Origin of the sequence: Sphingobium fuliginis (assembly GCF_015074805.1) — a bacterium.
In the GTDB taxonomy this organism is placed as follows: Bacteria; Pseudomonadota; Alphaproteobacteria; order Sphingomonadales; family Sphingomonadaceae; genus Sphingobium; species Sphingobium fuliginis.
Genome location: NZ_CP060035.1, coordinates 1,440,542 through 1,463,358 on the forward strand (window position 1 = coordinate 1,440,542; position 22,817 = coordinate 1,463,358).

General features: G+C 63.9%; 24 protein-coding genes and 1 pseudogene. 13 read left to right on the top strand and 12 right to left on the bottom strand.

Going from position 1 to position 22,817, the window contains the following annotated elements; genetic code table 11:
- The first annotated feature begins 19 nt into the window (after positions 1-19).
- The 7 genes from H5V43_RS06690 to H5V43_RS06720 all read left to right on the top strand — a co-directional run bounded on the left by H5V43_RS06690 (position 20) and on the right by H5V43_RS06720 (position 5,934).
- Positions 20-445, top strand: coding sequence for a Ros/MucR family transcriptional regulator (locus H5V43_RS06690; RefSeq protein ID WP_025549185.1), 426 nt, complete (start codon positions 20-22; stop codon positions 443-445).
- A gap of 123 nt (positions 446-568) precedes the next feature.
- Positions 569-991 (top strand): Fur family transcriptional regulator, encoded by a 423-nt coding sequence (locus H5V43_RS06695; protein WP_025549184.1) that lies wholly within the window; start codon positions 569-571, stop codon positions 989-991.
- A gap of 6 nt (positions 992-997) precedes the next feature.
- Entirely contained in the window at positions 998-1,756 is a 759-nt protein-coding gene (locus H5V43_RS06700; RefSeq protein WP_025549183.1) for a lysophospholipid acyltransferase family protein, read from the top strand.
- 9 nt (positions 1,757-1,765) lie between these two features.
- Positions 1,766-3,115 carry a tRNA (N6-isopentenyl adenosine(37)-C2)-methylthiotransferase MiaB gene (miaB, locus tag H5V43_RS06705; protein ID WP_025549182.1) on the top strand — a complete coding sequence of 450 codons (1,350 nt, stop codon included), beginning with the start codon at positions 1,766-1,768 and terminating at the stop codon, positions 3,113-3,115.
- A 122-nt stretch (positions 3,116-3,237) separates the two neighbouring features.
- Entirely contained in the window at positions 3,238-4,242 is a 1,005-nt protein-coding gene (locus H5V43_RS06710; protein WP_025549180.1) for a PhoH family protein, read from the top strand.
- Between the two features lie 140 nt (positions 4,243-4,382).
- Complete coding sequence (gene ybeY, locus H5V43_RS06715; RefSeq protein ID WP_025549179.1) at positions 4,383-4,883, top strand: rRNA maturation RNase YbeY; 501 nt, start codon at positions 4,383-4,385, stop codon at positions 4,881-4,883.
- Positions 4,884-4,986: 103 nt separating this feature from the next.
- Positions 4,987-5,934, top strand: coding sequence for a hemolysin family protein (locus H5V43_RS06720; RefSeq protein ID WP_025549178.1), 948 nt, complete (start codon positions 4,987-4,989; stop codon positions 5,932-5,934).
- Positions 5,935-6,007: 73 nt separating this feature from the next.
- On the opposite strand, the gene H5V43_RS06725 is transcribed toward H5V43_RS06720, so the two are convergent.
- Positions 6,008-6,382, bottom strand: coding sequence for a hypothetical protein (locus tag H5V43_RS06725; protein WP_025549176.1), 375 nt, complete (start codon positions 6,380-6,382; stop codon positions 6,008-6,010).
- Positions 6,383-6,793: 411 nt separating this feature from the next.
- Between H5V43_RS06725 and H5V43_RS23580 the strand changes: the two genes are divergently transcribed.
- Positions 6,794-8,281 (top strand): DUF2142 domain-containing protein, encoded by a 1,488-nt coding sequence (locus tag H5V43_RS23580; RefSeq protein WP_025549175.1) that lies wholly within the window; start codon positions 6,794-6,796, stop codon positions 8,279-8,281.
- 51 nt (positions 8,282-8,332) lie between these two features.
- Here the strand turns inward: H5V43_RS23580 and H5V43_RS06730 are convergent.
- From H5V43_RS06730 to H5V43_RS06745, 4 genes and pseudogenes are all read right to left on the bottom strand, one after another.
- Positions 8,333-8,914, bottom strand: a pseudogene (locus tag H5V43_RS06730) (phosphatase PAP2 family protein); the annotation flags it as partial.
- Complete coding sequence (lpdA, locus tag H5V43_RS06735; protein ID WP_025549172.1) at positions 8,871-10,268, bottom strand: dihydrolipoyl dehydrogenase; 1,398 nt, start codon at positions 10,266-10,268, stop codon at positions 8,871-8,873. The pseudogene H5V43_RS06730 and the gene lpdA, both read right to left, overlap by 44 nt.
- A gap of 10 nt (positions 10,269-10,278) precedes the next feature.
- On the bottom strand, positions 10,279-10,683 hold the full coding sequence (locus H5V43_RS06740) for an acyl-CoA thioesterase (RefSeq protein WP_025549171.1): 405 nt from the start codon (positions 10,681-10,683) through the stop codon (positions 10,279-10,281).
- A complete protein-coding gene (locus tag H5V43_RS06745; RefSeq protein ID WP_025549170.1) occupies positions 10,683-11,981 on the bottom strand; it encodes a pyruvate dehydrogenase complex dihydrolipoamide acetyltransferase in 1,299 nt (432 codons plus the stop codon). The genes H5V43_RS06740 and H5V43_RS06745 overlap by 1 nt, the downstream gene beginning before the upstream one ends.
- Positions 11,982-12,184: 203 nt before the next feature.
- Here H5V43_RS06745 and H5V43_RS06750 point away from each other — a divergent pair, with 203 nt between their 5' ends.
- A complete protein-coding gene (locus H5V43_RS06750) occupies positions 12,185-12,640 on the top strand; it encodes a universal stress protein (protein WP_025549169.1) in 456 nt (151 codons plus the stop codon).
- 213 nt (positions 12,641-12,853) lie between these two features.
- Here the strand turns inward: H5V43_RS06750 and H5V43_RS06755 are convergent, their stop codons facing one another.
- The 4 genes from H5V43_RS06755 to H5V43_RS06770 all read right to left on the bottom strand — a co-directional run bounded on the left by H5V43_RS06755 (position 12,854) and on the right by H5V43_RS06770 (position 16,235).
- Entirely contained in the window at positions 12,854-13,624 is a 771-nt protein-coding gene (locus H5V43_RS06755; protein ID WP_025549167.1) for an ABC transporter permease, read from the bottom strand.
- The gene (locus H5V43_RS06760; protein WP_025549166.1) at positions 13,621-14,553 is read right to left on the bottom strand and encodes an ABC transporter ATP-binding protein; all 933 of its coding nucleotides are present in this window, start codon (positions 14,551-14,553) and stop codon (positions 13,621-13,623) included. The genes H5V43_RS06755 and H5V43_RS06760 overlap by 4 nt, the downstream gene beginning before the upstream one ends.
- A 67-nt stretch (positions 14,554-14,620) precedes the next feature.
- Entirely contained in the window at positions 14,621-15,250 is a 630-nt protein-coding gene (locus H5V43_RS06765; RefSeq protein ID WP_025549165.1) for a class I SAM-dependent methyltransferase, read from the bottom strand.
- Between the two features lie 70 nt (positions 15,251-15,320).
- On the bottom strand, positions 15,321-16,235 hold the full coding sequence (locus H5V43_RS06770; protein ID WP_025549163.1) for a LysR family transcriptional regulator: 915 nt from the start codon (positions 16,233-16,235) through the stop codon (positions 15,321-15,323).
- Positions 16,236-16,346: 111 nt separating this feature from the next.
- On the opposite strand from H5V43_RS06770, the gene H5V43_RS06775 reads away from it, so the two are divergent.
- The 3 genes from H5V43_RS06775 (at position 16,347) to mmsB (ending at position 19,538) form a co-directional block, all read left to right on the top strand.
- A complete protein-coding gene (locus H5V43_RS06775; protein ID WP_025549162.1) occupies positions 16,347-17,489 on the top strand; it encodes an acyl-CoA dehydrogenase family protein in 1,143 nt (380 codons plus the stop codon).
- Between the two features lie 28 nt (positions 17,490-17,517).
- On the top strand, positions 17,518-18,576 hold the full coding sequence (locus tag H5V43_RS06780; RefSeq protein WP_025549161.1) for an enoyl-CoA hydratase/isomerase family protein: 1,059 nt from the start codon (positions 17,518-17,520) through the stop codon (positions 18,574-18,576).
- 77 nt (positions 18,577-18,653) lie between these two features.
- Positions 18,654-19,538, top strand: coding sequence for a 3-hydroxyisobutyrate dehydrogenase (mmsB, locus tag H5V43_RS06785; protein ID WP_025549160.1), 885 nt, complete (start codon positions 18,654-18,656; stop codon positions 19,536-19,538).
- 218 nt (positions 19,539-19,756) lie between these two features.
- On the opposite strand, the gene H5V43_RS06790 is transcribed toward mmsB, so the two are convergent.
- From H5V43_RS06790 to folE, 3 genes are all read right to left on the bottom strand, one after another.
- Positions 19,757-20,533 (bottom strand): enoyl-CoA hydratase-related protein, encoded by a 777-nt coding sequence (locus H5V43_RS06790; protein WP_025550998.1) that lies wholly within the window; start codon positions 20,531-20,533, stop codon positions 19,757-19,759.
- A gap of 89 nt (positions 20,534-20,622) precedes the next feature.
- Positions 20,623-21,465: an SDR family oxidoreductase gene (locus H5V43_RS06795; protein WP_025550996.1), complete on the bottom strand. Its 843-nt coding sequence runs from the start codon at positions 21,463-21,465 to the stop codon at positions 20,623-20,625.
- Positions 21,462-22,070, bottom strand: coding sequence for a GTP cyclohydrolase I FolE (folE, locus tag H5V43_RS06800; RefSeq protein WP_025550994.1), 609 nt, complete (start codon positions 22,068-22,070; stop codon positions 21,462-21,464). Before folE ends, H5V43_RS06795 begins: the two co-directional genes overlap by 4 nt.
- 153 nt (positions 22,071-22,223) lie before the next feature.
- Here folE and H5V43_RS06805 point away from each other — a divergent pair, with 153 nt between their 5' ends.
- Positions 22,224-22,814, top strand: a complete 591-nt coding sequence (locus H5V43_RS06805; RefSeq protein WP_025550993.1) for a nucleotidyltransferase family protein — start codon at positions 22,224-22,226, stop codon at positions 22,812-22,814.
- The last annotated feature ends 3 nt before the right edge of the window (positions 22,815-22,817 follow it).

Genomic DNA, 22,817 nt, shown 5'->3' on the forward strand with positions numbered 1-22,817 from the left:
GCCTTCGCAGGGAAAAGAAATGGAAACTGAATCAGCGCAGAGCGAACTGCTCATTACTTTGACGTCGGATATTGTCGCGGCCCATGTCTCGAACAACAGCGTTGCCGTCTCTGACGTATCTACCCTGATCCAGAATGTGCACGCCGCGCTTTCCGGTCTGGCCACTCCCGCCGCCGCGCCGGAGGTGAAGCCCGAACCCGCCGTCTCGGTCCGCTCGTCGATCAAGCCCGACTACATCATCTGCCTGGAAGACGGCAAGAAGCTGAAGATGCTGAAGCGCCACCTGATGACTCATTATCAGATGACGCCCGAAGATTATCGCGCCAAATGGGGCCTGCCGGCCGATTATCCGATGGTCGCGCCCAACTATGCCGAACAGCGCCGCAGCCTGGCCAAGAAGATCGGCCTCGGCACCAAGCGCCGTCGCGTCCGCGCTCCCAAATAACAGCGCAAACCGCAGGCAAACGCCCATGCAAGGGGTGCGCGTATCGCGCGCCCCTTTTATACTAGGACGAAAGCCGCTAGGCTCTTTTCCGAACTTACGCACATTCCAGCCAAGTGAGCCTGCATGAACCGCAAGATCGACGTCGAAGCCCTTTGCCATGAAAAGGGCCTGCGCATCACCGAACAGCGCCGCGTCATCGCCCAGGTGCTGAGCGACGCCACGGATCACCCGGATGTGGAGGAACTGCACAGGCGCTCCGCTGCCATCGATCCGGGCATTTCCATCGCCACCGTGTACCGCACGGTCCGCCTCTTCGAGGAAGCGGGCATATTGGATCGTCACGATTTCGGTGACGGCCGCGCCCGATATGAGGCGGCGCCCGAATCCCATCACGACCATCTGATCGATGTCGAGACGGGCAATGTCATCGAATTCGTCGATCCCGAACTGGAGCAGCTTCAGAAGCAGATCGCGGAAAAGCTTGGCTTCCGCCTAGTCGACCACAGGATGGAACTTTACGGCGTCGCGCTCGACCGCAAGAGCTGAGACAGCTTGGCCGCACTTCGCCGCTTCATGCGCCTGACGGCTTTGGCCGTCAGCCTGCTGCTCTGCCTCATCCCGCATCTGCTTTGGCGCGCGGCCCGGCGCCGGTCGCCCTGGCCGCCGCGCTTTCTGGCGCTGGCGGCGCGTTCCGTCGGCGCCCGGGTGCGGATCGACGGCCATCCCTTTCAAGGGGACAGCTTCATCATCGCCAATCATGTCAGTTGGGTGGACATATTGGCGCTGGGCGGTGCGACGGGTGCGGCCTTCGTCGCGCATGACGGCATTGCGCGCTGGCCCGTCATCGGCTGGCTGGCAGCGCAGAACAACACGCTCTTCGTCGCCCGCGAGCGCCGCGGCGCGCTCTCTTCGCAACTCGACGCCTTGCGCGCCGCGCTGGCGGGGCATCAGCCGGTGGCGCTTTTCCCAGAGGGCACCACCAGCGACGGCACCGGCCTCCTGCCGTTCAAGCCATCCCTGCTCTCGGTCCTGCTGCCTCCTCCGCGCTCGGTGCGGATTCAGCCTGTCCATATCGACTATGGTCCGGCCACCGCCGAAATCAGCTGGCACAGTGACGAGCCGGCGGGTGCGAACGTCAGGAGGTTGCTGGAACGCAAGGGCAGGCTGGAGGTCACCCTGCGCTTTCTGGAACCGTTCGATCCGGCAATCTGTCCTGATCGCAAGGCCTTGGCCGCGACGACCCGCGAAAGAATAGCCGCCAGCATCGCCGCGCACCTGCCGCCTTTTACTTGCGGCGCACCCCTTGTATAGCTGGACCGCATGAATCGGTACGACGCCCAAAAGACTCCAGCGACCTTCCACGTCAAATCCTTCGGCTGCCAGATGAACGTCTATGATGGCGAGCGCATGGCCGAAATGCTGGGCGAGCGCGGCATGACCGCCGCGGCCGACGGCGCCGAGGCGGATCTGGTCATCCTCAACACCTGCCACATCCGCGAAAAGGCGGTGGACAAGGTCTATTCCGACATCGGCCGCATGACCCGCGAGGACGGCAGCCGACCGATGATCGCGGTCGCCGGCTGCGTGGCCCAGGCGGAGGGCGGCGAAATCCAGCGGCGCGCCCGCAATGTCGACATCGTCGTCGGCCCACAGGCCTATCACCGCCTGCCCGACCTGATCGACAAGGCGGGCCGTGGCGAACAGGCCGTCGACACGGACATGCCGCTGGCGTCGAAGTTCGGCGCCCTTCCCGCGCGCACGAAGCAGGCGCGCCCCACCGCCTTCCTGACGATCATGGAAGGCTGCGACAAATTCTGCACCTATTGCGTGGTCCCCTATACACGCGGCGCGGAAATCAGCCGCAGTTGGTCCGCGATCCTGGACGAGGCGAAGGCGCTGGTCGACGGCGGCGTGCGGGAGATCACCCTGCTCGGCCAGAACGTCAATGCCTGGACCGGCGAGGATGACAGGGGCCGGACGCAGGGCATGGACGGGCTGGTCCGCGAACTGGCGAAGATCGACGCCCTCAAGCGCATCCGTTACACCACCAGCCATCCCAACGACATGAGCGACGGGCTGATCGCGGCCCATGGCGACGAACCCAAGCTGATGCCCTTCCTCCACCTGCCGGTGCAGTCGGGGAACGACCGTGTGCTGAAGGCGATGAACCGCAGCCATGACGCCGACAGCTATCTGCGCATCATCGAACGCGTGCGCGAAGCCCGGCCGGACATCGCGCTCTCCGGCGACTTCATCGTGGGCTTCCCCGGCGAGACCGACGCCGAGTTCGAGGATACGCTGAAGATCGTGGAGCAGGTCCGCTACGCCCAATGCTACAGCTTCAAATATAGTTCGCGCCCCGGCACGCCCGCCGCCGACATGGACGGACAGATCCCCGCGGAGGTCATGGACGAACGGCTCGCCCGCCTGCAGGCGCTGATCAACCGCCATCAGGTGGAATTCAACGCGGCCACCGTCGGCCGCCGCACCGGCATCCTGCTGGAGCGCAAGGGCCGCCATCCCGGCCAGCTCATCGGCAAGACGCCCTGGCTTCAGTCCGTCCACGTCACCGCGCCGGAACTTTCCATCGGGGACATGGTAGAAGTCGATATCATCAGCGCCGGCCCGAACAGTCTGGCCGGACAACCCAGCAGGAGGAAGGCCGCTTGAACCTAATCACAGTCGTTCCCGTGGCAACGGGAACCCATCTCCAGCCCTGTCCACCAGGCTCAAACGACAGGAGATGGATACTCGCCCGCGCGAGTATGACTGACGAACAGGGAGGCTGCTGAATGTCCAAGAAACCCAATCATAACCACCGCACCGAGGTCGCAGAACGCGCCCGGCTGGAAGTCACTTTCGACCGTCCGCACCTGCTGGGCGCGCTGTTCGGCCAATATGACCAGAATCTGGTGGCCATCGAAAACCGCTTGGGCGTCTATATCGCGGCGCGCGGCAACAAGCTCCAGATCGAGGGGGACGCCGAGGCGGCCGCCCGCGCGCGCGATGTCATGACAGGCCTCTACAACCGTATCGTCGCCGGCCAGGAAATCGATGCCGGCGCGGTGGAAGCGGTGATCGCCATGTCCGCGGAGCCCACGCTGGACGGCATCATCCGCCATGACGTGGCCGAACCGCCCAAGGTCATGATCCGCACGCGCAAGAAGACCATCGTCCCGCGTTCCGCAACGCAGGTGACCTATATGGAGGCGCTCACCCGCAACGACATCATCTTCGCGCTGGGCCCGGCGGGCACCGGCAAGACCTATCTCGCCGTCGCGCAGGCCGTGAGCCAGCTCATCACCGGCAGCGTCGACCGCCTGATCCTCTCCCGCCCCGCCGTGGAAGCGGGCGAGCGCCTGGGCTTCCTGCCCGGCGACATGAAGGAAAAGGTCGACCCCTATCTCCGCCCGATCTACGACGCGCTCTACGACACGCTCCCCGCAGAGCAGGTCGAACGCCGCATCGCGTCGGGGGAGATCGAGATCGCGCCCCTCGCCTTCATGCGCGGCCGCACCCTGTCCAACGCGTTCATCGTGCTGGACGAAGCGCAGAACACCACCGTCGCCCAGATGAAGATGTTCCTGACCCGCTTCGGTGAAGGCAGCCGCATGGTCATCTGTGGCGACCCGCGTCAGGTGGATCTGCCGCAACCGGGCATTTCCGGTCTGGCGGACGCCGTCGCGCGGCTGGAGGGGGTGGAGGGCATTTCCGTCGTGCCCTTCGGCATCAGCGATGTGGTGCGTCACCCGGTCGTGGGCCGCATCGTCCAGGCTTATGAGGGCCCGGATGCCTGAGATGCACGCCCGGCACCCTGCCATTTCGAGCCCTTCGAACGCCCGCCAAGGCAGGCGTCCGGGACAGCCCAGGGTCGAGGAACGACATTTCGACCTTCACCATGTCTCGACTACCCCCGGCGCGAACGGAAACCGTCATAATGATTGAAGTCGCCGTTCTCCACGAACAGGGCTGGCCCGATACCGACTGGGAATTGCTGGCCCAGCGGGCCGTCGTCGCGGCCATCACGCACAGCCCCTATGCCGCGTTCGCCGCGGACGAAGCCTTGTACGAGGTCGCGGTCAAACTCACCACCGATGAGGAGGTCCACCAGCTCAACCGCGCCTATCGGGACAAGGACAGGCCGACCAACGTCCTGTCCTTCCCGATGGTGCAGTCGGACCTGCTGGAAACCACCGCCAACACCGACGATGGCGAGGTGCTGTTGGGCGACATCGTGCTGGCGGAAGGGGTCTGCGCCAGCGAGGCCGCGGAAAAGGGCATCTCCATAGCCGATCATGCCACGCATCTGATCGTCCATGGGACTTTTCATTTGCTGGGATATGATCATATGGAGGACGCCGAGGCCGAAGCGATGGAAGCGCTGGAGACGCAGTCGCTGATCAGCCTGGGCATTTCCGATCCCTATGGGGATCGATAATATTTTGTGGCATCGCTTTTAGCGGAAAGCCGGCGCCCACCGTCAAACGGGTTCAGGACAGGCTTTCTCGGGCGATGCCGTGAACAGGGAAACGGGAACTACGATGGCGGAAGGCAGTCCCAAGGACGGCAACGGTTCGAAGGAATCGGACAGTAGCAGCCATGAGGGCGGTTTATGGAGCGGCCTGAAATCGCTGCTCTTCGGAGATGAGGAAAGCCACAGCCTTCGGCGCGAGCTGGAGGATGCGCTCGACGAATATGATGAGGAGGAGCAGGAGGAAGGCGCGGCGCCCCCTGCCAAGGGCGACCTGTCCGCCATCGAACGCCAGATGGTCCGCAACCTGCTGCACTTTTCCGAACATACGGTCGATGACGTGGCGGTCCCTCGCGCGGACATCATCGCCATAGAGGAAAAGGCCAGCTTTGCCGATCTGGCCGCGCTGTTCGCGGAGGCGGGACACAGCCGCATCCCCGTCTATCGCGAAAATCTGGACACTATCGTCGGCATGATCCACATCCGCGACGCCTTCGCCATATTGGCGGGCAAGGCGCCGGTGCCCGATACGCTGGAACCGCTGATCCGCCAGCCGCTCTATGTTCCCGAAAGCATGGGGGCGCTGGACCTGCTCGCGGAAATGCGCGCCAAGCGCACCCATCTCGCCATCGTGCTCGACGAATATTCGGGTACGGAAGGGCTGCTCACCTTCGAGGATCTGGTCGAGGAAATCGTCGGAGAGGTGGAGGACGAGCATGACGAGGAACCGGAAGCGATGCTGGTTCCGCTGGATGGCGGCCTTTGGGAAGCCGACGCCCGCGCCGAACTGGAGGATGTGGCGAAGGAAATCGACGAAAAGCTGGCGGACATAGAGGAAGATGTCGACACGCTGGGCGGCCTGGCCTTCGTGATCGCGGGCCGCGTTCCCGAGCCCGGCGAGATCGTCGAACATGCACAAAGCGGCTGGAAACTGGAAATCCTCGACAGCGACGGACGCCGCGTCAGCCGTCTGCGCCTTCACCCTCCGGCGGAACGGGAAATCGAGGAAGAGGGCTGATTTTGCTTTGAGCTGGGTTGAAGCGGTAGGAATCGGACCTGAGCAAGTGATGCGAAGGTCTCAGGATGGCCCGCTATAGCCCAGCCACCGCTGCTTCATCCTCCAGCAGCCACTCCAGTGCCGGCTCAGCCCATGGAAATATCCGCAGATAGGATTGGGTCATCACCCGGCGCACCTGCATGCTTGCAATGGCGCTGGGGGTGACGATGGCGATCCGCCTCGCCTTGGGAAAATCGCCGAGATGGCGACCGAAGGATGCAACCGCATCCTGTGTCTGGACGGCGCTGTCGGTCATGTCCATGCGCAGCAGATAGCCCGGCTGGAACCCCTGCTCAACGAACTGGCGCTTCAATATGCGCGCATATTCCGCAATCGCCCCATCGGTGAAGATGCCGCGCCATCGGATGTCGAGCAGGTTCAGATCATGCCGGAAATCAATGATATACATGGAGTTCTCCGCTAGGCTCAGGACCCGTTACTGGCGGGTTCGAGGCGTCGAAATGGCGACCATATCGGGCCGGAATGCGCGCCGCGAAGGCTCATTGCCTTTGCCAGCGCATGTCGGTTCGAGATGGAAGCCATTTCGGCGTCCCGCAGAAATTTGACCGAAATGACCCCAGTGCTGCGTCGGCAAGGCTGGAAATATCGACATATTCCTGCGCCTTGCCTTCTGGCCCTGAGCCATTTTGCCTCAAACCTCGACCCGGCCAGCATTGGGTCCCGAGCCTGACGACACTGGCGCGGAAATATTACGGAAGACTTACGCGATCCCCACCCGATATGTTGATGCAGATCAGAAATAGGCGCGAAATATTAAGAGCTTGCCGCTAGGTCATCATGCCCAGACAGGGGGCGATCGATGCGACAGGAAAGACGGACATCCGGCCGGGCGAATCCGCGGACGACGAGCTATATGCCATGGACCAGCCTGGAAAAGCGGCTCTACGCCCTGATCTGCATCGCAACCCTCTTCTTTGCCTGCGTCACGCCGCCCTTTCAGGCTCCCGACGAGAATCAGCATTTTATGAAGGCGCTCCTCCTTTCCGAAGGCGGCATGCTGACCAAGCAGCAGGGCGCGATGATCGGCGCCGAGCTTCCCCGCGCCGCCATCGACCTGCACGACGCCCATTTCCCGACGCGCGCATCACCCGAGGCCCGCCTGTTCCGGCCGTCCATGCTGATGACCGTGTGGGATGCCGGGAAATCCCGTGCCGATGAGCGTCGCTTTGCCGATTTCCCCAATGTGGCGAACTATGCGCCCACCCTCTATTTGCCCGGAGCGACCGGTCTGGCGATCGGCAAGAGCCTGGGCCTGCCGCATCTGGGAGCTTTCTACAGTGGCCGGATCGTCAACGCCCTGTTCGCACTGGCCATGCTGGCCGCGGCGCTCGGCCTTGTTCCCTTCGGCCGCAATGCCCTGCTCGCCACGGCGCTGCTGCCGACCTTCTGCTATCAAAATGCTTCGCTCTCCCCCGATGCGGTCATCAACGGCACGGGCTTTCTCGGCCTTGCCTTGGCGCTGCGGGTCGGCTTCATGGGGTGGACGGCGAAACGCGGCCTGGCGCTCTACCTGACCGCTCCCGTGCTGGCGCTTGCCAAGGGCGTCTATCTGCCGTTGATGGCGGCCGGATTGCGCTGGCCGGAAAGCCGCCGCGATCTTCGGCCCCTGCCCCTCCTTGCCGCAATGGTCATCGGCGCTTTCGCCTTCCTTCTGTGGATGAAGCTCTCCGGCGGCACCCAGGCGCTCTACCATATCGTGTCGCGCAAGACGGGCGAGACGGTCATGACCGCGCCTCTCGGTCAGCAATTGGCGGTTATCCTGCACGATCCGCTTGCCTATCTCCATATCCTTGTCACCAGCGTCACCGAACGCGCGCCGGTCTATGCGCTCCAGATCGTGGGCCGTTTCGGCTGGAATGCGATTTTGCTGCCTCTTCTCGCCTATCCGCTGGCGCTGGCAATGCTCGGCGCGGCGATTGGCAGCGGATCGGCCATGCGCGTCTCATGGGGGCAAAGGCTCTGGTGGCTCGCCATCGCGGCCGGGGTGGCGCTGCTGATCGAAACCGCCATGTATCTGACGGGCACGCCGCTTGGCGCCGACTATATCCAGGGGACGCAGGGTCGCTATTTCCTGCCCGTCCTGCCACTCGCATTGCTCGCCTTTATGCCGGCGGCGCCGCTGCGCGGCGCCCGGCCCCTGTTCGCCGGATCGGCCCTGCTGCTACTCGCCATTGCCGCCGCCACGGTTTTCGACAGCTTCTGGGTCCATGGCTTCGTCACCGCCGACGGCATGCCCCCGCACCATGACCCCATCCGCCGTCTCTTCCTGCCCTCTCCGCGCTGGTAGCCAGGCACCGCACAGCGCCAGCCAACCCAGTCCTTCGATCCAACCCGCCAGCACGTCGCTCGGCCAATGCACGCCCAGCCAGACCCGGCTGATCCCGATCAGCGCAATCGCCAGTCCCATGGCGACATAGGCGGAGCGCCGCCCGCCCAGCATGGCCAGGGCCCCGAAGAAGACCATGTTTCCCGCCGCATGGCCGCTTGGAAAACTATAGCTGTTCACCAGGTCAAGATGCGGCAACAGATCGGGCCGGGGCGCGGCAAATATCTGCTTGAGCGCCAGGTTGAGCAATGTCCCGCCGAACGCCGCCCAGAACAGCCAGAGGGCACGCGCACGCGCCATCCCCCAAAGCGCGACGAAGCAGGCGCCCAGCAGAGCGAAGCGCCCGGCCGTTCCGCCCACGGCCGACGCCAGTTGCATGATCCAGGTGACGATGGTTCCGGCGCCGCTGTCCCGCGCGCGCCCCGCCATTCCCATCAACCCGGCATTCAGCCCATCCAGCCATCCCTGCCGCTGGACCAGCGCAATCCCCAGGACGCAAAAAAGCGCGAGGACAAACGCCCCCGCGCCTTTAGCCACGGCTTTGCGCCGATCAGATATGGAGTGCGCGCCCATAAGCGGCGAGCACGCTTTCATGCATCGATTCCGAGATGGTCGGATGCGGGAAGACGGTGTGCATCAGTTCCGCCTCGGTCGTCTCCAGCGTCTTGCCGATGGTATAGCCCTGGATCATCTCGGTCACTTCCGCACCGACCATATGCGCGCCAAGCAATTCGCCGGTCTTGGCATCGAACACCGTCTTGGTGAAACCTTCCGCCTCGCCCAGCGCGATGGCCTTGCCATTGCCGATGAACGGGAACATGCCGACCTTCACCTCATAGCCGGCTTCCTTCGCCTTGGCTTCAGTCAGGCCAACGGAGGCGATCTGCGGATGGCAATAGGTGCAGCCCGGAATATTGCGCGGGTCCATGGCATGGGGATGATTGCCGGCAATGGCTTCCGCCGCGATCACGCCCTCATGGCTCGCCTTGTGCGCCAGCCACGGCGGGGCAGTGATGTCACCGATCGCCCAGAGGCCGTCGACATTGGTGCGGCACATCGCGTCGGTCTTCAGGAAACCGCGCTCGTCCATGGCGACGCCCAGTTCCTTGAGGCCGATATTCTCCGTATTGGGGACGATGCCGATGGCGACGATCATGTGGCTGAATTCGGCGGCGCTCTCCTTGCCCGCCTTGTCCTTCAGCTTCGCCTTGACGCCATTGGCGCCGACCTGGATGTCGCTGACGCCGGCACCGGTCAGGATGGTCATCCCCTGCTTCTTCAGCGCCTTTTCGAGAAAGGCGGAAACATCCGCATCCTCGACCGGCACGATGCGGTCCATCATCTCGACCACGGTCACGTCGGCGCCCATGTCATTGTAGAAGCTGGCGAACTCGATGCCGATCGCGCCCGATCCGATGACCAGCAGCTTGCCCGGCATTTCCGGCGGGGTCATGGCGTGGCGATAGGTCCAGACGAGCTTGCCGTCGGCCGGGCTGCCCGGCAGGTCGCGCGCCCGCGCACCGGTGGCGACGATGATGTGCTTCGCCGTCAGTTCCTCCGTCTTGCCGTCCCTGGTGACGCTGAGCCTGCCCTTCCCGGTCAGCTTGCCCTCGCCCATATGGACGGCGATCTTGTTCTTCTTCATCAGGTGCGTGACGCCCTGGTTCAGTTGCTTGGCGACGCCGCGCGAACGCTTCACCACCGCCGCGATGTCGGCGCTGATCTTCTCGGCCGCCAGTCCATAGTCCCCGGCATGCTGCATATAATGGTAGATTTCCGCGGAACGCAGGAGCGCCTTGGTCGGGATGCAGCCCCAGTTGAGGCAGATGCCGCCCAGATTCTCCCGCTCGACAATGGCGGTCTTCAGGCCCAGTTGGGCGGCGCGGATCGCGGCCACATAGCCGCCGGGGCCGGAGCCCAGAACGATGAGGTCGTAATTCTCAGCCATATCGGTCTCTCTAGTCTTGGTCCGCCAAGGGCGGCACGGAACGGGGCTGGCGATCCTCACCGATCGCCACGAATGTGAAGGTCGCGCGGGTGACGCGATAGCTGCGGTCGTCGTGCCGGGCACGGCGCCACGCTTCCACGTCGATCTTCATGGACGTGCGCCCGACCGATTTCAGCGTCGCAAACACCGACACCTCATCGCCCACAACGACCGGGCGCAGGAAAGTCATGCCTTCGACCGCGATGGTCACGGCACGGCCATGGCTGTGTCTGGCGGCGACGGAACCCGCCGCGGAATCCATCAGGCTCATCAACCAGCCGCCGAAAATATCCCCATAGGGATTGGTGTCGGCGGGCATCGCGATGACGCGCACCGCCGGGTGGTCTGCCGGCGGCTGCTCGTCCATCCGGCTCATCAGGCCAGCAAGCCGATCGGATTTTCGACCAGCTCCCTGAAGACCTGCATCAGGCGGGCGCCGTCCGCGCCGTCAATGGCGCGATGGTCGAAGCTGCCGGTGGCCGACATCACGGTCGCGATCTGGAGGGCGTCGTCGATGACATAGGGCCGCTTCTCGCCTGCGCCGATGGCCATGATCATGCCCTGCGGCGGGTTGATGACGGCCTCGAACTGCTTGATGCCGAACATGCCCATGTTGGAGAGCGAGGCAGTGCCGCCCTGATACTCCTCCGGCTTCAGCTTGCCATCCTTGGCGCGGCTGGCGAGGTCCTTCATCGCGGTCGAGATGGCGGCGACGCCCTTGCTGTCCGCTTCGGTCACGATCGGCGTGATCAGCCCGCCGGGAATCGACACGGCGACCGAAATGTCGGCGCGCTGGAATTTCAGCATCTGGTCGCCGGCGAACTGTACATTGCATTCCGGCACCTGGACCAGCGCGACGCCCAGCGCCTTGATCAGCAAGTCATTCACCGACAGCTTGACGCCCCGCGAAGCAAGGCCGGCATTGAGTTCTCCGCGCAGCTTCAACAGCTTGTCGAGCCGAACGTCCACGGTCAGGTAGATATGGGGCACCTGCTGCTTGGATTCGGTCAGGCGGCGCGCGATCGTCTTGCGCATGCTGCTGAGCTTGATGACCTCATGCGGGATGCCGAAGTCCTGCGCCGCAGCCGGAGCGGCGACGGGTGCGGCCGCAAGCGCGGAGGCAGGCGCCGGAGCAGCGGCCTTGGCGGCCGGCGCAGCACCGTCGAGGTCCGCTTTCACGATGCGGCCATTGGGGCCGGAACCGGTGACGGCGGCAAGATCGAGCCCCTTGGCCTCGGCCAGACGGCGAGCGAGCGGGCTGGCCTTCACCCTGCCATCGGTCCCCTGGGCCGGCGCCGGATCAGCCTTGGCGGCAGGTGCGGGCGCTTTGGCGGGAACGGGGTCGGCCTTGGGCGCAGGACTCTCTGCACTCTCTGCGGGAGCAGCCGCCTTGGGCGCGGCATTTCCAGCAGCGGCCTGCGATACATCCTCGCCCTCCTCCGCGATGATGGCGATGACCGTGCCCACCTTCACGCCCTCCGCCCCTTCGGCCACCAGTATCTTGGCCACTATGCCTTCATCGACGGCTTCGAATTCCATCGTCGCCTTGTCGGTCTCGATCTCTGCGAGCAGGTCGCCGGAGGAGACGGCATCGCCCTCCTTCACCAACCACTTTGCCAGCGTCCCTTCTTCCATGGTCGGGGAAAGGGCCGGCATCTGGATCGTCTTGCTCATGGGTGGAAGGCCTCTCATCTTATCGGGCATGGGGCAATGAAGTTCGTTTCGGCGCTTTGGCCGGAACGGTCAAGGCCAAGCCTTGCGCACCCGCCGATAATCGGCCACATTTCACCACTCTGGTTCACGGCTAACCATATGGGTTCAGCTGGCGCCTGTGACGATGAAGACCAAAAGGTCGTTACCCTGTAAGGACGCGGCAGATGCGGACATATCTGGTTGTCGTGGACGAATCGCCGGAGGCGGAGACGGCGCTTCGTTTCGCTGCGCGGCGCGCCGCCAAGACGGCGGGCGCGATCCGTATCCTGGCCCTCATCCCTCCCGCCGAGTTCGTCCAATGGGGCGGCGTGCAGGCGACGATGGAGGATGAAGCCCTGCAACGGGCCGAAGCGCTGGTGACGAGCGCGGCGGGCACGCTGACCGACGAGTCCGGCATCCGCCCCAGCATCACCGTCCGGCAGGGCGATCCGGTGACGGTCGTGCGCCACACGCTGGAGGAGATGGACGATGTCGCGGCATTGGTGCTGGGGGCCGCCGCCAGCGGGCACCCCGGCGTCCTCGTCTCGCACTTCGCGGGCGCCGACGCGGGCAAGCTGCCCTGCCCGATCATGGTCATCCCCGGCGGTCTGGATGCCGAGGCCATCGACCGGTTGAGCTAGCGCTTTTCCAAGCAGATGGAATCAGCTGCTGACTCGGAAAGCGCGACAAAACAAAGACCTAGAGCAGTCGAGCCGATGCAATCGGATCGGAATCTGCTCTAGGGGCATTGATCCGTGTTCCTGCGCGGAAAGGAATCCGGTTCGAACGGCAGGACCGGGCCCTTGCCTACACAGGAGCAAAGCTTGTTAAGCCGGACCCGGACGCCTTACGCCTTATTTCTTGAGGCGATAGCCCGTCCGGAACATCCAGCCAATGATGGCAAGGCAAAGCGCCAGCATGCTCGCAACGAACAGCAGGCTGAACTCGATGCCCACATCGCCCCGCCCGAAGAAGGTCCAGCGGAAACCGGAGATCAGATAGACGATCGGGTTGAACAGCGTGATCGTCCGCCACGGCTCCGCCAGCATGTGGATCGAATAGAAGGCGCCGCCCAGAAAGGTCATCGGCATGATCAGCAGTAGCGGGATCACCTGCAACTGCTCGAAACTCTGCGCCCATATCCCCAATATGAAGCCGAACAGGCAGAAGCTGACCGCGATCAGCACCATGAAGGCGACCATCGCGAGCGGATGGGCGACCCGGATGTCCACGAACAGATGCGCGGTCACGAAGATGATGGTGCCGACGATCAGGGATTTGGTCGCCGCCGCGCCGACATAGGCGATGATCGTCTCCACCGCCGATACCGGCGCCGACAGCAGTTCATAGATGGTGCCGGTGAATTTGGGCATATAGATGCCGAAGCTGGCGTTGAAGATGCTTTCGGTGAACATCGACATCATGATCAGGCCGGGCACGATGAAGGCCGCATAGGGTATCCCGTCGATCTGCGTCATGCGCGAACCGATCGCGCCGCCGAACACCACGAAATAGAGCGAGGTGGTGATCACCGGCACCAGCAGCCCGGTCAGCAGCGTGCGGCGGAAGCGATGCAGTTCGAACTTATAGATCGCCCATATGGCCCGATAATTGAACCCGCTCATGCCGCCTTCTCCTGATGGACCAGGGAGACGAAAATATCCTCCAGGCTGCTCTGCTCGGTATTGAGGTCCTTATAGCCGATGCCAAGATCACCCAGCTTGCGCAGCAGCGACGATACGCCGGTCCGTTCCGCCTGGGTGTCGAACACATATTCGATCTCATGGCCGTCCGCCTTCAGCGCGACCTGCCATTCGCCAAGCTCCGGCGGCACGGCGGACAGAGGTTCCGCCAGCACGATGGTCAGCGTCTTCTTGCCGAGCTTCTTCATGAGGGCGGTCTTTTCCTCCACCAGCACCAGTTCGCCCCTGTTGATGACGCCGACCCGGTCGGCCATTTCCTCCGCTTCCTCGATATAATGGGTGGTGAGGATGATGGTGACGCCGGTCTGGCGCAGTTCCCCGATCAGCTTCCACATGTCCCGGCGCAGTTCGACGTCGACCCCGGCGGTCGGTTCGTCCAGGAACAGCACCCGCGGTTCGTGCGACAGCGCCTTGGCGATCATCACGCGGCGCTTCATGCCGCCCGACAGCTCCAATATCTTGCTGTGGCGCTTGTCCCAGAGCGACAGGTCGCGCAGGATCTTCTCGATATAGGCGTCGTTGCGCGGCTTGCCGAACAATCCGCGAGAGAAGGTGACCGTGTCGATCACCCGTTCGAACGCATCGGTATGCAGTTCCTGCGGCACCAGGCCGATGGCGGAACGCGATCCGCGATAGTCGCGGACGATGTCATGCCCGGCGACGGTGACGCTGCCACCCGTCGGCCGGACATTGCCGCAGATGATGGAGATCATGGTGGTCTTGCCGGCGCCATTCGGCCCAAGCAGCGCGAATATCTCGCCCTCCTCGATCTCCAGGTCGACGCCCCTGAGCGCCTGGAAACCCGAAGCATAGCTTTTGGTCAGGCCCGAAACGGTGATGATGGACGCCATGCGCGGCAGTGCCCCCTTTTTTCTGAAGCGCAAAGATAGGGTGCCGCCCGCGCGGCGCAACCGCAGTCTATTCGCCCTTGCGGAAAAAGCGGAAGACCGTGGCAGGCGGGAAGTTGCGGACGGTCTGGCCGGCCCTGACGACCTCCAGGCCGAGCGCGTCGAGAATCTCCCGGCTCACGGGCGGACGCATCGAATAAGTGAACTGGATGAAGGCGCCGCCGGGCCGCAGCATGCGGAAGCTTTCGGAAAGAATGTCGGCATGCATCTGCCGATCCATCGCCAGCAGGGGCAAGCCGCTGATGACCGTCTGATATTCCCCGGCCTCGCCGGCGGTTGCGGTGGAAACGATCTGCGCCGGTGTCTCCAGCACCGAAACATGGGGAAAATGACGCCGCAGCCCGCGCGCAAAGGCTGGGTTGATCTCCACCACCTCCAGCTTGTCCGGGGGAAGGCCGGTGCCCAGGATCGCTCGGGTGAAGACGCCCGTGCCGCCGCCCAGTTCGATTACCCGGCCGTCCTCCGGATCGATATGTTCGACCATCAACCGCGCGAGATAACGGCTGCTGGGCACCACGGATGCGGTCTGGCGCGGTTTCTTCACCCAGGCGGCCAGGAAATCCAGATATTCGGTCGCCCGGGTGCGAAACTCGCTGTTGGGCAGGGTCATCGCCCGGCTGCGCTTGGACTTATGCTGCATGAGCGAACTGCGACCATTTCACTGTCATGCCGACTCCCTTAGCGGCCCGGACGGGCCGCGTCGATATGGCCTAGAGGCGATTTCCCGTCGGCTGGTCGACCTCGGCGGCGCTTTTCAGGGTTTCGATACGCTCCTGCAACCATAGCGCCACGGCCGCGATGCGGGGCAGCTTCTTAAGGTCGCCATGCGTCACCAGCCAGAAACTGCGCATGATCTCCACCTCGCCGGCCATCACCGGCACCAGCGAGGGATCGCCGCCCGCGATGAAATCGGGCAGCACGCCGATCCCCGCCCCTTCCGCGATCATGCGATGCTGCATATTGATGCTGGTGGCGCGCAGACTGGCTTCCAGCCCCGCCTCCACCTCGTCCAGATAGTCGAGTTCGGGCGAGAAGATGAATTCCGGCACATAGCCGATCAGCACATGATCGCGCAGGTCAGCGGTGCCTTCGGGCACGCCCGCCTCCGCCAGATAGTGGGGCGCGGCATAAAGGTGCAGCCGGTAATCGCCCATCCGGCGAACCGACAGCCGCCCCCGCTGCGGCCGGGCCAGCATGACCGCCATGTCGGCCTCCCTCTTGGACGGATTGAGGAAACCGGATGCGGTGATGAGGTCCAGCCTGATGGCGGGATGGCGCCTGGCGAAGTCGGCAAGCCCCGGCGCCAGCACCCAGGTGCCAAAACCCTCGGCCACCGAAAGGCGCACCTGGCCGTTCAGATGATGCTCCCGCCCGGTGGCCTCCTCCATCGCGGCGAGCGCTGCGCTCTCGATGCTTTCGGCATGGCTCAGCAACGCCTGGCCATGGGCGGTCAGCGTGCGCTCCCCCGCCCCCACTTCGAACAGTTCGGGCCCCAGCGCCTTCTCCAGCCGGGCAAGCCGCCGCGCTATGGTCGTCGCATCGATCCCCAGGGCTCGCGCGGCGGGCGCGATCTTTCGCGTGCGCGCCACCGCCAGAAAGACCCTGAGATCGTCCCAATCGAACATTCATCACTCGCCAAATCTGCAAAATCGCTGCAATGCTATGCAGAACTGCGTTGTTGCGTGCAATTCCGCATCGTATCTAGAAGCAACCCAAAGCGAACGTCAGGAGAGTTTGTGAGCCAGTTCGATCTCACCGAGGACCAGTTGGCCATTCAGGAGATGGCGCGCCGGTTCACCGCCGATGCGATCACCCCTTTTGCGGCGGAGTGGGACGAAAAGCATATCTTCCCCCGCGACACCATCCGCGCCGCGGCGGAGCTGGGCTTTGGCGGCATCTATGTGTCGGAGGAATCGGGCGGCATTGGGCTCGGGCGGCTGGAGGCGGCGCTGGTCATGGAGGCGATGGCCTATGGCTGTCCGTCGACCAGCGCGTTCATCTCGATCCACAATATGGCCGCCTGGATGATCGACCGGTTCGGATCGCAGGCCGTGAAGGACAAATATCTGCCCTCCATGGTGCCGATGGAGCGGATCGGCAGCTATTGTCTGACCGAAGCGGGATCGGGGTCCGACGCGGCGGCGCTCAAGACGCGGGCGATCAGGCAAGGCGATCATTATGTCGTCACCGGCTCTAAGCAGTTCATCTCCGGCGGCGGGGAGAATGAAATCTATGTCGTCATGGTCCGTACCGGCGACGACGGGCCGAAGGGCATATCCTGCCTCGTCATCGAGAAGGACATGCCCGGCGTCAGCTTCGGCGCGCAGGAACGCAAGCTCGGCTGGCATTCGCAGCCGACGGCTCAGGTCAATTTCGACGGCGTGCGGGTGCCGGTCGAGAATCTGGTCGGCGGCGAAGGCGAAGGCTTTCGCATCGCGATGATGGGGCTGGACGGCGGGCGGCTCAACATCGGCGCCTGCTCGCTGGGCGGAGCGCAGCGCTGCATCGACGAAGCGCTCACTTACACCAAGGATCGCAAGCAGTTCGGGCAGAGCATCGCGGATTTCCAGAACACGCAGTTCACGCTGGCGGATATGGAGACAGAGCTTCAGGCCGCCCGTACGCTGCTCTATGCGGCGGCGGTCAAGGTGACGGAGAATGCGCCGGACAAGACGCGCTTCGCCGCCATGGCCAAGCGGCTGGCGACCGACACCGGATCGTCGGTGGTCGACCGGGCGCTGCAACTGCATGGCGGCTATGGCTATCTGATGGACTATCCGATCGAGCGCTTCTGGCGCGATCTGCGCGTGCATTCGATCCTGGAAGGCACCAATCAGGTGATGCGCATGATCATCGCCCGCGACATGCTGCGGCCCTAAGCCCGAGAGAGAATGCGCAGGAGATTTTATGACCGATCAGGTGCTGATTTCCGTCGATAATGGCGTGGGGCGGATAAGGCTGAACCGGCCCAAGGCGATCCATGCGCTGACCACCGAGATGTGCGGCGCGATCATTGAGGCGCTGCTGGCCTGGCGGGAGGATGAGAGCGTCGTTGCGGTGATGCTGGATCATGCCGAAGGGCGCGGTTTCTGCGCGGGCGGGGACATCGCCATGATCGCCGACAGCGCCAAAGGCGACTGTTCGGAGGCGGAGCAATTCTTCTTCACCGAATATCGGATGAACCATCTGCTGTTCGTCTATGAAAAGCCGATTATTGCCTTCATCGATGGCATCGTCATGGGCGGGGGCGTGGGGATTTCCGATCCGGCACGCTATCGCGTGGCGACAGAGCGGACCACCTATGCCATGCCGGAGACGGGCATTGGGCTGTTTCCCGATGTGGGCGGCGGCTGGTTCCTGCCGCGCATGCCGGGGCGAACTGGGGCATGGCTGGCGACGACGGGCGCGCGGATCAAGGGCGCGGATTGCGCCGCCATCGGCATCGCGACCCATTATATGGCGTCGGACAAGCTGGATGCCGTCAAGGCGCGGATTATTGCCGATCCCGACGGATTGGCGGAAATACTGGACGAAATGGCCGATGCGCCGCCGCCATCGGCCTGGCAGGCGCATCGGGAGGAGATCGACCGGCTGTTCGCTTCGGACCGCTTCGAGGATATTCTGACTGCATTGGAAGCCGACGGATCGGACTGGGCGCGCGAGCAACTGGCAACGCTCGCCACCAAGTCGCCGCAGACGATCAAGGTGGCGCTGCGCCAGATGGTCGAGGGCGCTGCCTTCACCGATTTTGCCGACAATATGCGCAACGAATATCGCATCGGCCATCATGTCATCCGCCGTCCCGATTTCGTGGAGGGCGTGCGCGCGGTGATCTTCGACAAGGACAATGCGCCGCGATGGAATCCCGCGCGGCCGGAGGATGTGACGGACGAGCTGGTGGACAGCCTGTTCGCGCCCTTGCCGCCGGAAAGGGAATGGACGCCGCTGCCCGAACTGCGCGGCTGAACATGCTTTGTTTTCCGTGATTTCCAAGCCGTCAGATGGCCTATCTGACATGAAATCGCTCTAGAGGAGTGCCTGAAATGAGCCAGACCATCGCCTTCATCGGCCTGGGCAATATGGGCGGTGGGATGGCCGCAAATCTGCTGAAGAACGGCTTTGCCGTGCGGGCCTTCGACCTTTCGGAGGAGGCGCTGGCCAAGGCGGCCGAAGCGGGCGCCGTGCGCTGCGCCAGCGCGGCGGAGGCGGTCTCAGGCGCCGATGCGGTGGTCACGATGCTGCCAGCGGGAAAGCATGTGGAAGCCGTCTATACAGGCGAAGTCTTCGGGGCGGCCAAGGCGGATGCGCTGTTCCTCGACTGTTCGACCATTGACGTCGCGACGGCGCGCCGGGTGGAGGAAGCCGCTGCGGGCAAGGGCTTCGAGATGGTCGATGCACCCGTTTCAGGCGGCATCGCGGCGGCCAATGGCGGTACGCTGACCTTCATGGTCGGCGGCTCGGACCAGGCTTTCGGCCGGGCCAAGCCGATCCTGTCGACCATGGGCAAGGCGGTGATCCATGCCGGCGGCGCGGGCAATGGTCAGGCCGCCAAAATCTGCAACAACATGCTGCTGGGCGCGACCATGGTGGCGACCTGCGAGACCTTCGCCATGGCGAAGAAGCTGGGCCTCGACCCGCAGACCTTCTACGATATTTCCAGCGTATCGTCGGGGCAAAGCTGGTCCATGACCAGCTATTGCCCGGTGCCGGGCGTCGGGCCGCAAAGCCCGTCGGACAATGGCTATCAGGGCGGTTTCGCTGTGGGGCTGATGCTGAAGGATTTGAAGCTAGCGACGGAAGCCGCCGCTTCGGTCGGAGCGAGCGTGCCGATGGGAAATGCGGCGGAGTCGCTTTACCAGCTGCTCGCCAATCAGGGTGAAGCGGGGCGCGACTTTTCGCTGATGATCGAGATGTTGGAGGGGAAGTAAGGGGTTTCCATCTCCAAGCGTCTCGTAAATGGGTGGATTGCGGACATTCCCCCTCCCGAAGGCGGGAGGGGGTTAGGGGGTGGGCTGGCGCGGCATCTGCGCTGTTTTGCACCGGCTAAGTCAGAAGCTCGCTACGCTCGCGCCCACTCCTAACCCCTCCCGTTTACGGGAGGGGAATGTCCTGAATTGGCCATCATCAGCCTCCATCCGCTCATCAATCAGCGGCCTTTCCAAACCCCCGGACGCTTGGCGACGAAGGCTTCCATGCCTTCCTTCTTGTCCTCGGTCGCGGTCAGGATCTGGAACAGGCGGCGCTCGGTCAGGATGCCCTGAGCCAGCCCGGTCTCGAAAGCCAGATTGACCATTTCCTTGTTCACCATCGCGGCCATGGGCGGCATCCCCGCTATGGTCGCGGCCGTTTTGAGCGCGTCCTCCAGCAGATCAGCCGCCGGAACGATCCGCGCGACCAGACCGGCGCTTTCCGCTTCTTCGGCGCCCATCATGCGGCCGGTCAGGCACATTTCCATCGCCTTCGCCTTGCCGACGGCGCGGGTCAGGCGTTGCGATCCGCCCATGCCCGGCGCGACGCCCAGCTTTATTTCGGGCTGGCCGAATTTCGCGGTGTCGGCGGCCAGGATGAAATCCGCCATCATCGCCAGTTCGCATCCGCCGCCCAGCGCGAAGCCGGCGACCGCCGCAATCCACGGCTTGCGGGTGGCGACGACCTTGCTCTGCCAGCCGGAGAAGAAATCCTCCAGGAAGAAGTCCGCCGAATCCTTCTCCACCATTTCCTTGATGTCGGCGCCGGCGGCAAAGGCCTTCTCGCTGCCGGTCAGGACCAGGCAACGCTGCGACGGATCGGCATCATAGGCAGCAAAGACCTCGCCCAGATCCTTCAGCACCTGGCTGTTCAGCGCATTCAACGCCTGCGGGCGGTTGAGCGTGACCAGCGTCACCGCATCGCGCTGTTCCACCAGGATCGTTTCATATGCCATTGCCGTCTCCCTTCATTGACCCATTGCGATCCGCTCTATGCAGCGCGACGGCCCTTGGCCAGCCCCGGCAAGCCGCATCTTCGCAGCCGCTATCGGCACAGATGCATGAAGTCCCGGTCATAGCTGCGCAGATGCGCGCCGCCATCGATATAGAGCGTCTGACCCGTCACCGCACTGGCGCCCGCCAGATACAGCACGGCTTCGGCAATCTGCTCCGCCTGCGGCAGACGCGCCAGCGGCATCATCGCGGACAGCCTTTCCATCTGCCCTTCGTCATAATCGGGCGTCGCGATGGTGAGTCCAGGGGCGACCGCATTGACCCTGATCTGCGGCGCCAGGGTGGAGGCGGACAGCCGCGTCAGCCCCGCCAGCGCCATCTTCGACAAGGTATAGGCCAATTGGTCGCCATGCGGATGGTCGATCCTCTGATCCAGTATATTGACGATGCACCGGTCGCCTGTGCCGGCCGGAATGGTGGCAAAGGACTTGGTGAGCAAGGTGGGCGCGGCGCAATTGACCGCATAATGGCGCATCAGGTCGTCGGCATTGACGCTGTCGAGCCGATCCTGGCCGAAGATCGCCGCGCTGTTGACCAGGACATCGGGCGGACGGCCGAAACGCTCCGCGACCAGCGCCACCAGTTCCTCCGCCCCTTCCGGATCGCTGAAATCGACGGTGAAGCCGTCCCATTCGGTCCCATTCTCCTCCAGCGTCAGCGCCAGATGGGAATCGAGCCGGGTATCGTGGCTGCCATGGATCGCCAGCGAATAACCTGCCCGCGCGAAGGCGGCGGCGATGATGCCGCCCAACCGCCGATGGCCGCCCGTCACCAGCGCCAGCCGCTTTTGCGCCAGCGGCCGTGCGCCCGCCTGTTCGGCGCGCTTCCCAGTGCCCCCGAGGGGCCGATAGGCGGGAGCTTCCTCTTCGCTCACGATCCGATCAGCTTCAGCACTTCTTCACGGCTCTTCTCATCGTCGCGGAAGACGCCGAGCATGCGGCTGGTCTTCATGACGACATTGGGCGTGCGCACGCCACGGCCGGTCATGCAGCCATGGGTCGCCTCGACCACGACCGCGACGCCCTGGGGCTTCAGATGTTCCCAGATGCAGTTGGCGACTTCCGAAGTCAGCCGTTCCTGCACCTGAAGCCGGTGGGCGAAGGCGTGCAGCACGCGCGCCAGCTTCGATATGCCGACGACATATTGGCCGGGCAGATAGGCGATGTGCGCGACGCCCACGATGGGCGCCATATGGTGCTCGCAGTGCGACTGGAACGGTATGTCCTTCAACAGCACGATGTCGTCATAGCCGCCGACTTCATGGAAGATGCGCGAAAGATGATAGGCCGGATCGTCGTCATAGCCGCGGCAATATTCCTTCCACGCCCGCGCCACGCGCTGGGGCGTTTCCACCAGCCCTTCCCGTTCCGGATCGTCGCCCGACCAGCGGATCAGCGTACGGATCGCGTCGGCCACGTCCGCCGGAACCGGAATCTTGATCGACTCGCCCGCAGTTTCGGCATCGGGATCATATTCCATGGACGGCACCACTCCTTTGTTGCTTCCGGGCATATGGCGACTGATTTACAGGAACGCCAGCCCCTTCGCCCTGCTGGACAGGACATGCTGGCGGTGGCACATGCAGGGGAAACCGGGTCAACCGGGGTCGCCTCAAATCATCACAGCGGAACCATGCGGACCGAACAGATCGCCGCCGTCCTCCTTGCAGCGGGCACATCCTCACGATTCGGGGAAGAAGACAAGCTGATGGCCGATTGGCGGGGCAAGCCCGTCGCGGTGCATGCGCTGGAAACCATCGCCTCCATGATCTTTGCGGAACTGGTTGCAGTGGTGCGTCCTGTCGGCCAGGCGCCGGTCCTGCATCGCCGGCTGGAACGGCGCGGCTATTCGATCCTGGTCAACGATCGTCCGGAAGACGGCATATCGGGCAGCATCATCCGCGCCGTGGAGCATGTCATGCCGATGCGGAAATGCCGCGGCATATTGATCTGCCTGGCCGACATGCCCGACGTGCCGCAGACGCATTACAACCGCATCTGCATGGCAGCGGAGGACATCCGCTCCGTCGTCGCCAGCACCGACGGATTTTCCTCTTCGCCGCCCGCCTTCATCGGGCGGAAGCATTTCCCCGAACTGCTGGCGCTGCGGGGAGACCAGGGGGCGCGGGCGCTGCTCAGCCATGGCGTGCAGATCGAAACCATGGGCGCCAGCCTGCGCGATATCGACACGCCGGAGGATCTGGCCGAACGGCGGCCCGAATAGCGC